This is a genomic window from Syntrophomonas wolfei subsp. methylbutyratica (assembly GCF_001570625.1).
Lineage (GTDB): Bacteria > Bacillota > Syntrophomonadia > Syntrophomonadales > Syntrophomonadaceae > Syntrophomonas > Syntrophomonas methylbutyratica.
The window spans coordinates 34,051-49,575 of the sequence record NZ_BBQT01000011.1; the positions used below are offsets into that span (position 1 = coordinate 34,051).

The 15,525-nt window shown below is 52.1% G+C and carries 13 protein-coding genes; all 13 read right to left on the reverse strand.

Annotated elements, in window-relative coordinates; all coding sequences use genetic code 11:
* Window positions 1–91 precede the first annotated feature (91 nt).
* The gene (locus tag AWB54_RS09200; RefSeq protein WP_061214317.1) at window positions 92–2,941 is read right to left on the reverse strand and encodes a VWA domain-containing protein; all 2,850 of its coding nucleotides are present in this window, start codon (window positions 2,939–2,941) and stop codon (window positions 92–94) included.
* Window positions 2,931–4,754 (reverse strand): vWA domain-containing protein, encoded by a 1,824-nt coding sequence (locus tag AWB54_RS09205; RefSeq protein ID WP_061214318.1) that lies wholly within the window; start codon window positions 4,752–4,754, stop codon window positions 2,931–2,933. Before AWB54_RS09205 ends, AWB54_RS09200 begins: the two co-directional genes overlap by 11 nt.
* Before the next feature lie 51 nt (window positions 4,755–4,805).
* Window positions 4,806–5,684 carry a DUF58 domain-containing protein gene (locus tag AWB54_RS09210; RefSeq protein WP_061214319.1) on the reverse strand — a complete coding sequence of 293 codons (879 nt, stop codon included), beginning with the start codon at window positions 5,682–5,684 and terminating at the stop codon, window positions 4,806–4,808.
* 101 nt (window positions 5,685–5,785) lie between these two features.
* Complete coding sequence (locus AWB54_RS09215; RefSeq protein ID WP_082736125.1) at window positions 5,786–6,760, reverse strand: AAA family ATPase; 975 nt, start codon at window positions 6,758–6,760, stop codon at window positions 5,786–5,788.
* 168 nt (window positions 6,761–6,928) lie between these two features.
* On the reverse strand, window positions 6,929–7,195 hold the full coding sequence (locus AWB54_RS09220; RefSeq protein WP_061214320.1) for a hypothetical protein: 267 nt from the start codon (window positions 7,193–7,195) through the stop codon (window positions 6,929–6,931).
* Window positions 7,195–7,410, reverse strand: coding sequence for a hypothetical protein (locus AWB54_RS09225; RefSeq protein ID WP_061214321.1), 216 nt, complete (start codon window positions 7,408–7,410; stop codon window positions 7,195–7,197). The genes AWB54_RS09220 and AWB54_RS09225 overlap by 1 nt, the downstream gene beginning before the upstream one ends.
* Window positions 7,391–8,662 (reverse strand): hypothetical protein, encoded by a 1,272-nt coding sequence (locus AWB54_RS09230; RefSeq protein WP_061214322.1) that lies wholly within the window; start codon window positions 8,660–8,662, stop codon window positions 7,391–7,393. The genes AWB54_RS09225 and AWB54_RS09230 overlap by 20 nt, the downstream gene beginning before the upstream one ends.
* Window positions 8,663–8,914: 252 nt before the next feature.
* Complete coding sequence (locus tag AWB54_RS09235; protein WP_061214323.1) at window positions 8,915–9,844, reverse strand: ABC transporter permease; 930 nt, start codon at window positions 9,842–9,844, stop codon at window positions 8,915–8,917.
* Window positions 9,844–10,770, reverse strand: a complete 927-nt coding sequence (locus AWB54_RS09240) for an ABC transporter ATP-binding protein (protein WP_061214324.1) — start codon at window positions 10,768–10,770, stop codon at window positions 9,844–9,846. Before AWB54_RS09240 ends, AWB54_RS09235 begins: the two co-directional genes overlap by 1 nt.
* A gap of 1 nt (window position 10,771) precedes the next feature.
* Complete coding sequence (locus AWB54_RS09245) at window positions 10,772–13,231, reverse strand: DUF7408 domain-containing protein (protein ID WP_061214325.1); 2,460 nt, start codon at window positions 13,229–13,231, stop codon at window positions 10,772–10,774.
* Window positions 13,228–14,418 (reverse strand): hypothetical protein, encoded by a 1,191-nt coding sequence (locus AWB54_RS09250; RefSeq protein WP_061214326.1) that lies wholly within the window; start codon window positions 14,416–14,418, stop codon window positions 13,228–13,230. Before AWB54_RS09250 ends, AWB54_RS09245 begins: the two co-directional genes overlap by 4 nt.
* Before the next feature lie 212 nt (window positions 14,419–14,630).
* Window positions 14,631–14,954: a HigA family addiction module antitoxin gene (locus AWB54_RS09255; protein ID WP_061214327.1), complete on the reverse strand. Its 324-nt coding sequence runs from the start codon at window positions 14,952–14,954 to the stop codon at window positions 14,631–14,633.
* 12 nt (window positions 14,955–14,966) lie between these two features.
* On the reverse strand, window positions 14,967–15,248 hold the full coding sequence (locus tag AWB54_RS15360; protein WP_082736134.1) for a type II toxin-antitoxin system RelE/ParE family toxin: 282 nt from the start codon (window positions 15,246–15,248) through the stop codon (window positions 14,967–14,969).
* Window positions 15,249–15,525 lie beyond the last annotated feature (277 nt).

The following is a 15,525-nucleotide window of genomic DNA, read 5'->3' on the forward strand; positions in this document are numbered from 1 at the left end:
ACTGCAAAAGTTATTAATATTCATTGGTTGTATAAATATACCACTCAGCAACCCTAAAAACAATCGAAGGGAGCATCAGGAGTGCCACCGCTTATTTTCTGGCCCGCTGCTTGGCCGCCAGCAAGCGGGACATCCCATCTTTATCCTGCATTGTTTTCTGTACTTTATCCTTTTCCAGAGCTTTATCCTTTTCGCTCCCTTCCCGAATTGGGATCGAGGCCTTCTCCGGCTTGCCACGGCCTTCATCCCCAATAAGCTGCCTTCCGCTCGACCTTTGTCTTTCCTGTTCATTTAAATCATCTTTCCGCTGGCGCAGGCGATTAAAAGTAACCGCCGCCGGGGTGGAGGTTAAAGCAGTCCCCTCTGGTTTTTTCCACCGCTGCCACCAGGCTTGCAGGTCACTTAAATTATAGGCCAGGCGGCGGTTGGCAATATCCAGGGGAAGCAGCAAAGCTGCCAGCATCAAGAACCAGGGCCAGAGTTCCCGTACACCGTGGGCGACAGGCAGGTTGGGAGCAAAGGCTTCGCGGGGCTCACTTATTATGCTGCCGCCTCCCGCTTGCGCCAGGGCCTGCAGGAATTTTTTATCGCTGCCGCTCTCGGCATATTCAGGGGAATAGGCCAGGGTTATCCCGCCGCTGGCCGACCTCAGTTCACCTTCGCTTCCTTGCTGGGTAACATTTATAAAATAGACCCCTGGTTCACCGGTGGAGAATCTTCCCTCATATCTTCCCGGAGCTACCGGTTCCAGTTTAATCTTCTGCGCCTTCAGTTCCGGGTCTACCACTACCGCCTCACTGGGCAAAGAAAGGGAGAGCTCGCGGGAATCTACCTGAATCAGACCTTGCCGGCCCTCCCGACTGGTTTTGAGCTCTAGCCTGGCATCCTGCTGGCTGCGGGGCAGGGTCCAGGAAATGAGGTTGCCCCAGAAATGATTGTAATCTCCCCAGGCCGTCCAGGCACTGGACCAGCGCCAACCACCATCAGTGGTGAAGGCGATGGAACGCCCCAGTCCATACTGCCACTGGGCCAGCACCGGGTCCTGGCGATGGCTGGACAAAACCACCTGGGCCGCCTTCTTGGGCGTGGTGGCCACATAGCCTTCCAGCACCGGCACGGCGGAGATGCCATCCATTAGCGGGCTTTCCGCCGTCAATACGGGGAAAAAGCTTTCCTCTACCAGATAACTCTTTATGGCCTTCATGGTTTCTTTGGTAAATATGCGGGGAATATTGGAGATTTCATCACTGAAATAATACCGGCCCTGGCCCCATGCCGCCAGTTGTTCCAGCAAGAGGGTGTCCGCCCCCTCACCTACGGCCACCGTGGACATGGTTATCCCCGCCCGGGCCATTCTCCGGCTCAGAAAATAATAATCCCCGGTACTGGCCGACTGCCCATCGGTGAGCAGTATGATGTGTTTGAATTTGGTATGGGCATCTTTAAGGGCCGCATAAGCCAGGGCCAGGGCGGGATAAATGCTGGTGCCCCCGTCAGCCCGGATGGTGGCAATATCATCCTGTATGGCATCCTTGTCTTTAACCGCTTGAAATTCCACCACCATTTGAGCTGTATCATCAAAGGCTACTACCCCAGCCATATCCAGCGGCCCCAAAATACTGGTGGCCTGAATGGCGGCTTCTTTGGCCAGTTCCACCTTGCTGTAACCGCCGCTGCTCTCCGACATGCTGCCGGACTTATCGATAACCAGAACCAAACCCAGGCTGGGTATCTCCTTCTTTCCCCGTAAATCCATATATACCGGCAGAGCTTTCTCCACCGGGGTGTTGAAATATCCTCCTGGTCCGAAACTGTCCTCTCCGCCCACCATTATTAATCCTTTGCCCAGGTCCCTGACCGCCGTATGTACAGCTTGCATGGCTTCGGCCCGGAGATCTTCCGCCGGTACATTGCAGAGAATCATCAGTCCGTAGCGCTGCAGTTCGGTCAAACTTGCCGGCAGTTCCCGCGGGGATAGCAGGTCATAGTCCATATTCAGTGAGGAGAGTACCGCTTCCAGGCCCCGGGCTTCTCCTTTTTTCCCTTCTACCAGAAGCAGCCGGGGCGGACCCTGAACCATGCTAAAGGCATAGGCTTCGTTGTTATCCGCCACCCCATCCTGCTCCACTTCGATACTGGCCTGGAAGCTGTGAAACCCGGCTTCATCCAAAACGGAGGAATAAAGCAGCATATTTTCCCCCTGCCGGAGTTTGACTTCCTCCTCTCCGATCAATTCCTGATCCTGGTATAGACGAAGCCGGGCGGTGGTGGCAAAATTGCTCTCTATCCCCACTTTAAGCGGAAAATTTTCCCCGGCAAAAAGACTCTGAGGAACTTCCAGGCTCTTCACCCGCGCGTCCCGGGTGGGGCTGCTTTCCAGGGGAAGCAAGTCAAGCCGTATCTTCTTCTCGGCCAGGTAAGCTGCTTCTTTCAAGGCGTCGCCATCATTCTGGCGTCCATCGGAGAGCAGCACCACCCGCCGCGAAAAACTATCGGGCATCAGAGCGTCAGCCAGCTTCAAGGCCTGCTCCGGCTTGCTGTAGTTCCGGTCCACCAGGCTTTCAATAGGATGCAAACGGCTGCTGTCGCTAAGGCTCTGGTCCACCAGGGCATTGCCGCCAAATACCACTACCCCCGCCTGGTCGTCCGCTTTCTTATGCTTCAAGGCTTCCCTGATGAAGTTTTCCGCCGCTTCCCGGCTGTTTTCGCAACTGGCGGAAAGATCCACGGCAAAGACCACACTCTGCCGCTCCAGTGGAAACCGCAGTTCCAGCCCGGCCAGGGCCAGTATGAGACTTAAAAGCAGAAGGCTTCTTAACAATAAGGCCAGATTGCGCCGAAAAGCAGGCAAATGCCCGGAATCGCGGTACCAGAGATAAAGCGGGAAGAAAGCCAGGGGAATTATAAGCAATAAAAGGGGGTGACTAAAATTAATAGCCACGGCGGTACACCTCCCATTCCAGCAGGAGCAAGAGTAAAACCGCCCAGCACAGCCAGGGCCAGAGTTCTTTTTTGCCCAGCCGCTCCCCCCCGCCCCTGCTTTCAGCTTCAAAGGCCTGCCAGGGCAGGGTGGCTGGCTTTATATCTGATTCCAGAGGGTCACCCTGGTTCCTGGCCAGAAAATTGCTTTCTATCCTATCGCCCAGAACCTGGTTTATTTGGTACAGACCCGGATGACTGGCGCTGAAAGAACGCGGAAAAGGAGGTAAATATCGCTCTTCTTTTTCTCCCGGCCTCTGCAGGTATATCGCTTCTGCTTCCGGATGGGGGTCAAAGCTGATGCGACTGCGATTCAGATCAAAACTTGCTCCGGCATTCCCGGGCAACAGCCAGCCCACTAAATTGTGCACCAGGATGGGGAAACCAGTTTGCAAAGGGATATTGCTCTCGTGCAAGTCAAAAGAGAAAATGGCCACCCGGCCCGATAACTGGCCGGCCAGCAATAGAGGAACACCTTCGCTTTCCAATAGAGTTCTGGCCCAATCCGGGCAAAGCAGCTTCTGGCTCCGGGCTACCTGCCAGTCACTGCTATCGATATAGCGCAGGTTGGAATCCTCCCCGGCGGCTTTTATCCCGCTGAGGTTTTTGGCTTCACCGTTTATGGCCAGCCAGGGATTGCCCGGCGGGGGATTGACTATTATAATACTGGCCTGGGGCAGGCCGGCGGGCAGCCAGCTGTCAAAGATAAACAACTGGTAATCAGCGAGAGCGGGGTCGTATTCAGCGGGACTGGTTTTGAATAATTCCAATCCCGGCAGGAGGTTTAAAGCCTTTTCCAGGAAAAGGTTACCCTGGCTTACCAGTAGGGCCCGGTTCTCCGTTAATTCCTCCACCACTGCCCAGGCTTCGTTATCAGCCGGCAGGAAATCAGGCCGCTGCAAAATAGCCTGAATACTCTCTGCCCCAGCGGGCAAATCCTCCCAGATTATCTCTCGGGCTCCTTCTGCTTCCAGCTTTATTTCCCTGATATCGAACAGTTCCCCATCGACCCGGAGTTCAATATCGCTTACTACCGCCTTTTCGCCAAAATTCTGCACCCGGGCCAAGGCCAGAACCTGCCCTGAGTCCCGACGGGTAGCCAGGGTGGTAATGGCCAGGTTGTCACTCCCCCGGCCAATTTGAATAAACTCCACCGGGCATTTGATTCCGGGGTCATGCTCCATTGGCAAGGTTTTGCCATCGCTGACTATAAGCAACATAATATCTCGGGAATCGCGACTAAGTGAAGCAATTAAGGATAGGGCTGCTTCCAGGTCGGCCCGCCCCGTCTCCAGTTGCGCATCCCGCAAGGCCCGGCGCAGCTCATTCTTGTCGCCGCTCGCCGCCTGCAGGACTTCCGGTTGCTCTCCCATTTTGATAAGGGTCATTTTCTCCCCCGGGCCCAGCCGGTCGATAAGCTTCTCCACCTCTTTTTGGGCCATTCCCCAGCGTGATGGCGTCACATCACTGGCCATCATGCTGGCGGAAGCATCAAGTACTACCAGCAGCTGCTTCTCCAAGCCCCCAGCCACCGGAAGGTAAGGGCGGCTCAGGGCCATTACCAGCAAGACGGCTGCCAGCAGCTGCAGGAAAAGCAGCAGATTCTTCTTCAAACGCTGCCAGGGGGTAGTGGCCTCCATATCCTTCAAGACTTCTTCCCAGAGGTAGGTACTGGAAATAACTTTTTCCTGAAAACGCCTTTTAAGGAGATATAGCAGAATTATTAGCGGAATTATAGCGGCAAAGCCAAGGCCTGCCGGGTTAAGCAAGGACAAAATTCTCTCCTCCCCATATTGTAAAGTGAGAGGTATTGACTGACGAGCTTTTTAAGCAAGTATTCCCGCCCGGGGAAGCAGTTGTAAAATCAGCTCTTCGAAAGGGGTGGCACTGCTGACCTGCAGAAATCCTATCCCCCGCCGGAAACAGAAGTCACGGTTCGCCTCGGTAAAATCATCCAGCTTCTTCCGGTAGGCCTTGAGTAAACGCGAGCTGGCACTGATTTCCCGGCTTTCACCGCTTTCACTGTCCAAAAGCCGCCAGTCTCCATGCAGGGTCGGGTTGATTTCCTCCGGGGCCAGCAATTGCAAAACTATAACTTCCTGCCGCAGGTACTGGAGGAATTTGACCCCATCGTGAAAGCCGTGGGGAGACAGGAGGTCGGATATAAGCAAAGCAACCCCGGGACCGCGAGAAAAGCGGCCATACTCGCGTAAGGCCTGGTTCAAATTGGTGCTGCCGGCGAAAGAAAGCTGCCCCAGGAAAGTCCAGGCCTGGTCTATGCCGGTTTTCCCCCGCAAGGGGGCCTGATAGGCAGCGAGTTGCTCAGAGCAGGCGGCGATGGCTACCCGGTCATAAGCCGCCAGAGCCAAATAGGAAAAAGCAGCAGCCAACTGCAAGGCCAGCCGCTCTTTGGGAGGCTCCCCCCAGGACATAGACTTGCTGACATCAATAAATATATTTAAGAGCAGATCCTGCTCTTCCATAAACAGTTTTACAAAGAGTTTTTCCGTACGGGCGTAACTATTCCAATCAATATAACGAAAATCATCGCCGCTGGAATAATTGCGAAAGTCGGCGAATTCCACCGATTGTCCTTTAAGCGGTGAACGCCTTTCCCCACTGTTTTTACCCGCCCGCATTTTCCGGCTTACCAGGCGCAAATGCTCCAGGCGCTTTAAAAAATCCTCATCAAATATATTTTTCATAATAACCCCTTAAGAAAAGGTCCTCCTTACCCTTCACCCTGTCGGATACGCCTGATTCTCTCTGCGATCGCTATTGTGGTAGCGCACCCACCATCGTTCAACTATCGTTCATCATTGGTAGCGGCCAGGAGCTCGCCAATCAAGTCATCTATCTTGATCCCCTCGGCCTCACCTTCAAAGTTCAGGATGATGCGATGACGCAAAACCGGGTAGGCCAGTTCCTCAATATCAGCAAAGGCAACATTATAGCGTCCCTCCATCAAAGCCCGAACCCGGGCACCAGCCAGCAAAGCCTGCCCCGCGCGGGGCGAAGCTCCGTAGCGTACATATTTTCTGACTATTTCCGGGGCGTAAGGACTGTCCGGATGACTGGCCAAAACCAGCTTTACTATGCGCCGGTTCACCCGCTCGGCCACCGGCACCCCGGCAGCGATATCCCGCATGGCCAGAACTTCTTCCCCGCTGGCTATCCGCTCCAAATCCCCGGGGTCCGAAGCCATATCCCGGCTTATAATAGCGGCCAGTTCCTCTTCCGCGGGAAATTCCACCAGCAATTTAAACAAAAAGCGGTCGGTCTGCGCCTCGGGCAAGGGATAGGTGCCTTCCATCTCCAGGGGATTCTGGGTCGCCAGCACAAAAAAGGGATGCGGCAATTTACGGGTCTTGCCCCCGGCGGTTACGGTTCTCTCCTGCATAGCTTCCAGCAAGGCACTCTGCGTTTTGGGCGTGGCGCGGTTGATTTCGTCCGCCAGTACGATATTGGCGAATACCGGCCCCGGCTGAAACTGAAAAGCCCGGCGGCCTTCGGCATCCTCGGAAATTATGCTGGTTCCAACTATGTCCGCCGGCATCAGGTCAGGGGTGAACTGCACCCGTTTGAAGTCCAGGGAAAGCACCTGACTCAAGGTCTTCACCAGCATGGTCTTCCCCAAACCGGGAACGCCCTCCAGGAGAACATTCCCCCCGGCCAGCAAGGCAATAAGGCTGTGCCTTATTATCTGCTTCTGCCCCACCATCACGCGGGCTATTTCAGCCTCGATCTGCCTGGCTTTATCTACGAATTCATCAATATCCACTTCCTGGCCCCCCTTGTACGCTATATCCTTACTAATTGCCCCGTGGCCGGGGATCGCAACCACTAACGATGAACGATAGTTTAGCCGTAGTTGAACAATGGTTGAATGATTGTTTAACGATGGTTAAACTATTACGTCCATTCCGTCTTCCGCATTCCGTCTTCCACTTTATTCCTCCAGGGAGGAAAAATAGTTTTTAACCACTTTCGTCATACCGGAGGGAATGGGCTGGCGATCCAGCGATTCCCGGGCTGCCTGGCTATACTCGGCCAAAACTTCCCGATAAGGCCGCATACTCCCCGGCATTATGGCGGGATCATCGGTTTCTATCAGCTGCTGGGGCCCCTCACCGGCCTGGCCCCGCACCTGGGATATCTCTCCGCTTCGCCCGATTCGCTGCGGGTCATATATCTTTTCATAGTCCCCCCACTTCATTACCGCCAGGTCACCGGCTCCCGGCTCCGGCGAGGAAGAAGATTGGCCCAGGGAAGAATTATTGCCGCTGCCGCTGCCCAGTCCGGCCCCGCTGCCGCTGCCTTGCCCACTGCCCTGCTGCCCGCCTTGCTGTCCACTGCCGCCTGAACTGCCGTTATTTCCTGCCCCCTGCTGTCCAGCAGAGGAAGCAGAGCTTCAGGTACCCCCGCCCGCACCGGAACCCGAACTGCAACTATCCGGCGCAGCGCTGTTGGCTCCGCCTTGAGCCCCGCTACCACTACTGCCGGCGCTAGGGCCCGCCGTATTGTTCCCACTGCCGCCGCTGCTGTCGGCCGTATTACTGCCGTAGCCTTGAGAAGATGCCCATTGAGAAGGGGAAGCACTGCCGGCAGCCAGCAGGGCCTGGCGGGAATTCTGAACCGCCCGCAAAGCCCGGTTCAACTCGGCCATTGCTGCTGCTCTTCCCTCCTGCCGGGTGGCTGCGCTATCCTTAATATTAGAAGCAGACCCGCCGTGATTGACCGGCTCCAGAGAATTGGAGCCAGCATTGGCTCCCGTATCGCTGGAAGAATCGCCTTTCCCTTCTTTACCGGGAGATTCCTCTCCTTCGCTTCCGGGTGCTTTCGGCTCATCCCGCCCATTATCCCTATCTTTACTATCCTCCGTAGCTGCTTCCGGCCTTTCCTGTCCGGGCTTAAACGAAGCCAGAGCTGGCGCATTCAGCCTTCCCTGCCGGAGGTTATCCAGTCTTAATTGCTCCAGCGTTTCCTCCGCCTGGGCCAGTGATTTGAGAGCCTTTTTCATATCACCTGCCTCTTGTAAATCCTTTTGCAATTTTTCCAGAGAACTTACGGTCTTCTCTAATTCCTTTACCGGGATGGGGCCGGATTTGGCCTGAATTTCCTTTTTCACGGCTTCAATTTTCTTTTCCTGCCGCACTATCTCTTTTTTTACCGCTATTGCTCTATCTACTTCCGCCTGCTGAGGATTGGGCAAAAAACAAAATAACCCTACCAGCAACAGGATTACTGTTATGATTTTTCCTTCCCGGGCTGGAAAAATAAAGGGGAAAGCCGTCCTGAAATCAAAGGCCTGTAGTTGTTTCCGAGCATCCCGCCGCTGCCGCCGAATCATTTCCGAATCCTCAGCCGACAATTCCAGAGCGGTGGAAACTCTCTCCTGCAAGCCTTTAGCATCGCTCATACAGGCTGCGGTCCATAAATCCGGGCGCCGCCAAAAAGCCCAACCCCAAGCCAGAAGCAGGCTCGCTCCCAGGGTATACAGGCAAAGCTGCTTTACTCCCACCCAGGGGAAGAAAAAGGAGAGCAGGAGCAAAAAGGCGGATAGGAGCAAAGCTCCGGCCAGCCCCCGCAGCAGCCAATGCAGGTAATGCTGCAGTTGGATTCTGCGCAGTACCGGCCGCAGGGCTGCAATTATTCTCTTGTCCCCGTAATCTTTAAAACTCATAATATGCAAAAACCTCTTTTGTTGCAGAAGGGTTGCATAAATATACGAAGCGAGCGCTATATTTATACAAGCCCATGCATAATTATAATTTTTAGCAGTAGAACCCTCTATGGCCAGGGGTCACAACTACCTGAATTAGTAGGCCTTGGAATAGTAAGATGTAGCAGGAAATGGATTAAACCCCTCACCCCTTACTCCTCACTTTCATACTATTCACATCCTGAATCTACTAACAGCGATTGCCGTTGAGCCCTAGCCTTGCACCGGTGCCGATTCCGCCTCTGTTTCCACCACCGCAGGATTTTTCCGCAAGCGTTTGAAACGCCCCACCGGGTCCAGCAAAAACACGGTAAGCAGGAGCAAGACTATAATCAACACCCCATCAAAAATAAAATTATACCGCCAGGGGCTCAAAGCCTGGCTGGCGGCGGCATTATAACCATAAGTACGGTAGCCCCCCAGAAAGCTGCTCATAATACCAACGCCTGCCGCCTGGTTGGGGAAGATGGAGAAAAGGGCTACCAGGGGATTGGCATAGGAAAAGTACTGGGCCGTGACCTGGGAATTGGGACCGGTCCCTATCCCCTGTAAGAACACCGTTACAGCCAGGGTTCCCACCAGGAACAACAAGACCACCACATAGCTGACCACCATGGAAACCTGGGTGCGTTTGAACAGGGTTGAGCAGAAGATGCCGATAACTCCAAAAGTAATGGCTGTAGCCAGAGATACCAGGATAACCCGGCCCATATCACTCAGCAGTACTCCCCCAAAGAAGTAGACGATAGCAAAGACCGGCAGGGAAGCAATCACCAGCAAGAGTATATAACTTATGGAAGACAGGAGCTTATTCAGGACAATAGAAGCTGAAGACAGGCGGGTACAAAGCAAAAGATCAAAGGTCTGCCGTTCCCGTTCCCCGTTTATTACTCCGGCAGTCAGGGCCGGGGTTACAAAAGAAAGCAATAAGAGTTGAAAAACACTCAGTATAATAAATATCTGCGGGCCTACATCCGGACCGAAACCGGAATAAAAACCGCGCTTTTGCTGCATCCAGTAATAAGCCAGGGTGATCAAGCCCAGCAGTGCCAGGTAAAGGCTTATCATCAGCGGCGATTTCCAATTCCTCATACGGGAGCAAAATTCCTTGGCCAGAATCGGGTTTAATACCAGGCTCTTCATTACTGAACCACCCCTTTCGTAAGCTGCATGAATATGTTCTCCAGATTGCTCTGGGACTCGGCAAAGGATACCAGGGGAATACCGGCCTGAACCAAATGGGTCAGGATGCGGTTCATTTCCTTCTCATCTCCATTAAACGGTAATTCCAGCATCTGCTCATCCAGTTTGATGGCGGAATATCCTAATTCGTTATTTATAAGCAACAGGGCCTCGTCTATCTGGCTCAGAACCCGGATTTCAATAGCCTGGGCGGACTGGCTGCGATGCATGATTTCATCGACACTGCCGCAGGCTACCATTTTCCCGGCTTCTATAATACCCAGATGGGTACAGAGCTCGGTTAATTCAGATAATATATGGGAACTTATAATTATGGTTTTGCCCATGTTTTTCAGTTCCTTAAGGATTTCCCGCACTTCCACCCGCGCCCGCGGGTCCAGGCCGGAGGCGGGTTCATCCAAAATGAGCAGAGCCGGGTCGTGAACCAGGCAGCGGGCCAGGCACAGGCGCTGTTTCATGCCCCGTGACAGCGAATCCACATAAGCCTCCCTTTTATGCTCCAGATCCATCAGCTCCAGCAAATCGGAGATGATTTTTTCTCTCTGCCGGGTGGGAATCCGGTAACTGGCACTGTAGAAATCGAGGTATTCGTCTACTTTCAGGTCATCATAAACCCCGAAGAAGTCGGGCATATAGCCTACCAGCTGGCGGATACGGCGAGGGTTTTGGCTCACATCTTCCCCCGCTATCCAGGCCTTGCCCGAGCTGGGGCGCAGCAGAGTAGCCAGTATCTTCATGGTTGTGGTCTTTCCGGCGCCATTGGGTCCCACAAAACCAAATATCGCTCCTTCTTCCACATTAAATGAAAGCCGGTCAACCGCCAGGAACTTGCCATAACTTTTGGATAGTTCTTCTACTTGCAGCATGCTATTCCCCTCCTTCCATATTGTTGCCCCCCGGAGCTGCCGGGACCGCCTGCGGGGAAAGATATTCTCCCTCCAGACTCAGGGTAACACCGGAAATATTTATATAGCCGGGACCTTTATCCCCGCTGCCGACTTTTACCTGCAGCGAGCCTTTTTCCGAAACATAAGGCTTCCAATCCGCCAGGAGCATTCCGCCCGGCTGGTAGCTTAAATCCTCCCACCGGCCTTTATGGAAATTGTATACCATCAGCTTCATAAGGTAAGCCCGCCGGTAATCGTTGGAGCCTACATATAGTTTGAACTCATCTATCTTTACTTCTTCCCGGGAAAAGGGCAGATCCAGCTCGAACTCCAGAAATCCCCCTTCACATCCAATTCCCCAGGGATCCTGGTTGAAATTGCGCCCGTCAGTAGCGGTAAAACGCCCGTTAATTATCCCGGGAGGGATGGACAGAGCTTTTTCGCTAGCCAGCTTTAGTTCCAGGGGAGCAAGGTAGATACTGTTGTAGTTGACCTTCCCCCGGTTTTCCGGGACAAATACCTGAGAAGCAGCTGCTTTGGAAAAACCTATGAACATTATAGCATCATCTAAGATTTGGCCATTGCGTGATGCATTCTCCAAAATCTGGCTTGACCACTGTCTTTCCCAGTTGGCCTCTTCTTGATAACCTCGGGGCCGGTATACCGGGTAGCGTTCAAAAACCCGGTAAAAAGCCGGTCCCCGGTTGGGGCTGAAACGCGGGGCAAATTCCACCTCCACGCTCTGGCCGGGAAGTATTTTGGAAATACGCTGGTAGCCGTAGCGGTTGAGGACGATACAGTTGGACAGAGTCCGGTCTGATTTATTCTTTACGATCCCCTTTATCTTACCCCGGCTGGTTTCCAGCTGGGCTTCGATTCGCCCGGCCTGCTCTATATTTTCGTCCAGGGCTATACAGCGCATGGACCAGCGGCTGGCATCATCAAAGCTGACCCGGGTTCTCTCGTCCTGGCTGACAGTGGCCAAAAGCGGAAATTGGCTGGAGTTATTCCCCCCCATTACACTAACCGTCCTGCGCATCATATGACCCATGTCCCCGCCGATTACATCTACTACCTGCTGGCCTTGCAATTCAAAGGAAAACTCTTTCCGGGTAGGGGCAAAAACTCCGGCATAGGTACTGGCCTCCGCCCGGTCCAAATCCGGCTGAAGTTTAACCAGGGTAATAACATTGGTAAACACATCCCGGCCTTTGGCTTTAAAAGCCCCCAGGTAAGTCATGCTGAATAGCAGCACCGCCAGAGCAGGTATCAAGGCCCAGGCCCAATCCCGGCGGTCGTATTTTTTGAGGAAAAGGTAAATTCCCGGCCCCAGGAGAACGATATATGCCAGCAAGACCAGGGCCAGCCAACCGGCGGAAGGCAGATCGGAGGCCGGAAAGTTCCGTAAAATCCAGCCCATGTCCTGGACGCTGCTGACATATCTGCCGCTGCTTCCGGCCATCTGATGCGGGTTAATGCGCAAAATGAGATTGCTCCAGAAAGCGTTATTTCCCGTCCAGTTGCCAAAGGGTTGCAAGGCCAGGTCATAAGCCAGATAAAGAATATTTCCCCGACCCAGTTTATCCTCAACCACCACCGGAATCTCCCCGGAGCTTAACAAAACTTTACCCGAGCGGAGTTGGCCCTCGCTGATAATAAAAGGCTTCTTCACCTCCAGCCTTTCACCGGCCAGTTTTTCCATACCGCTCAAAGCGGAAAGCTGGCGAGTGCCGGAAATACCCACCGGCCAGAGAGTTCCCGGCAAATCGAAAAAGGTCTTCTTCCAGTTGGGTCCCCCGCCCAGAACCAGCATTCCCCCTCTTTGCACCCAGTCTTCCATAGCTTTCAATTGCCCCTTGCTCAGGCTGGAACTGGAGAAGTCGTTTAAGGCCAGAATATCCAGGTTATCCAGGAGCAGGCTTTTTTCCGGTATATCTTTGGCTTCCAGGTGGGTTACGCTTATTCTCTGCCCGGCAGCAGGAAACTTGATCCCTCCCAGGTAATCCAAAGTGCTCGGCCCGGAAGCCAAAACGCCTACCAGCATCTCCTGCGGCTGCATAATCGTAACCCGGCTTTTGCATTTGGCCATCTCCTGATCCCCGGCCATCAATTTAATCTCATAATTAGTGGCTGAATTGGACGGGATAAACATGCTTACCCTCTTCTTGCTCCCGGTTGGAAGTACGACCTCTTTTTGCTGTTGAATTCGGAGTTCATTATTATTGGTGTCAAACACCAGTCGTCCCCGGATTTCCGGTCCCGGGTTAACCAGGGTTACCTGCAAGGGAAAAGCCTGACCCCAGCGGGCAAAGCCCTTGAATCCGGCTTCTGCCGTCATCTCCACCTGTCCAGCCGCTTCTGCCGTTGCGGGCGGCAGGCTGCCCAGGAGAAGAAACAGGCCCAGCAATATAGAAAACGATAATTGCATCATCTTTTTCATGGCTTAACCCTCCCTACTGGAGCCGGAGCGGCCGGAGCATCCGGAACCGCTGTAGTCCCCTGTTTAACTCCCGTTGTCGCTTTACTGGCCGCAGCCTTTTTTCCTGCTACCTTCTGCTGGTCTTCATCCAGCTGGTAGCGCAAGTTGATGGATTTTTGCAGTATGGGGGAGAGCTCATCCTCATCCAAAACGATAAACCCAACCTGCAGTTCCTGACTTTTATCTTTTCCCAGGTAGAGGGCTTCCACTTCCGAAGCCGCAACCTTACCCGGCGCTTCCTTGACCTGGAAAGCCCGCAACAGTTTATTGCTGTCTTTCATTTCTATAAATATTACCGGTACTCCGCCTTCAGCCAATTCCTTAAGCTTTTTAAGCGTTTGGCCCTGCAATGCTTCCTGTTGCTGGTCGGCAAATACCCACACGGCATCCATACTGCCGGCCGGCAAGGAGCCTGCGCCTATATCCTTGGCACTCATATTCCACCATTCCATAGGACTGTTGGTATATTGCTGGTAGTACTTCTCATCATTGGAGACAAAAGCCACCTTAAATCCATAAGAAGGCTCCATCTCTTCGCCCTGAGCATTAAAAAAGAAAGGAGAAATATCCTGATTCTTGCCGGGAACAGCCGCTAAAAATATGCGGTCTTTTGCCTCGCACTCCACTATTTTCCCATCCCCTGTTTCCAAGCGCACTTTGGCCACCTGCGGGTTCTTGCAATAGCCGTAAAAAATACCGTCGGCATCCAGGCCGCAATCAACCGGGCTGGCCGACAAGTAATTGGTTTCAAACTCCATGCCTTTTTCCAGGGAGAGACGTCCCAGTTTCTTTTCCACCTGGCGCAATCCCAATATGTATCCATTTCCGCCTCCGTATTCATAGATCATCCGGTCCATATTGGCCCCTTTTAGCCCATATTCCAGCTTAAACAGCAGATAGCTCTTGCTGCCAAGCTCTCTGATATCCAATACCTGCACCCATTTCATTTCTTTCTCCATATCCGGCCTCATACCCAGCGAGTTGTTTTTTAAAAGCTTCGGGCCCTCTTTCTGCAGGATCTTTTCCGCTTCCTGCTTAATCCGGCTATGGTCGGTACCGGGTGAGAAATAGTAATAGTGGTCAAATGCCAGCCAGGCAATGAGCAAGAGTACTATCCCCCCCAAAGCGATTCCAAGCCTCTTCTTCACCTCTTAACCCCCATTCATCTTATTCCGTTCCGATAGATTCCGCCAAACTGGCAGAACCCCATCATATATTCATTACTCATTACTGCCCTATTTCCTTTCACCTGCCAAGAAACGTTTTAGAAAACAACGACTATTTTCCCGTACTCTTGAGATTACATGAGTACTGAAAAATAGCCGTTTCCCCATCAAGCTTTTGGTAAAAATATGGGATTTTAATGCATACTATATTTTTTTGCTCTATTCTGTGCAGACCGATGAGGCTTAATATCCATAAACTCTTTACGCTTTTTAAGTATCTCCTCTTCTAAATCAAAGTCATTTTGTAACCCTAACCACAGTTGAGGAGATGTTTTAAAGTATTTCCCAAGTCTAATAGCGGTATCAGGACTAATTCTTCTTTTTCCCCTTATAATCTCAGATATCCTGGTTTGATCAACTTTAATCTCTTTAGCAAGGGCGTAAGGAGTTATTCCTAATGGCTTTAAAAACTCTTCGTTTAATACTTCTCCAGGATGAATATTCTTAATCCTGCTCATTTATAACCCTCCTCAGTGGTAGTCAACAATCTCAACATCCGCACAATTTCCATTATTCCACATGAAACAAATTCTCCATTGGTCATTTATCATTATGCTATATTGCCCTTGTCTATCAGCAGTTAATTGTTCTAAATGATTACCTGGTGGTGACCGCAAGTCATTTAATGACACAGCGTTGTTCATATACCTGAGTTTTCTTCTGGCTATCTCTTGGATTTCATGCGGTAAGCTCTTAGAAAACCTACCACCAAATATTCTCTTTGTTTCTTTGCATTTAAAGCTAGTAATCATACTTATATAGTATTGGATGGCATTACTATTGTCAAATGCTACTATCAAACTTACTCGGGACTTTCACCCATTAGACTGCACCAATGCCGGGCGCACAACCAAAAAGCCTTTCTAAAAAGAAAGGCTTTTTGGCTTGAACATAAACCCTGTATCTCTTGGGAGAGTGGATACCAAAATTAATGATTATGTATTGTATTATTAATAAAAAAACCAATATCTTTATGAAGCTGGCATAACCGCCCAATTCACAAAAATATTGGTTCTTCGGAGCCTCTCC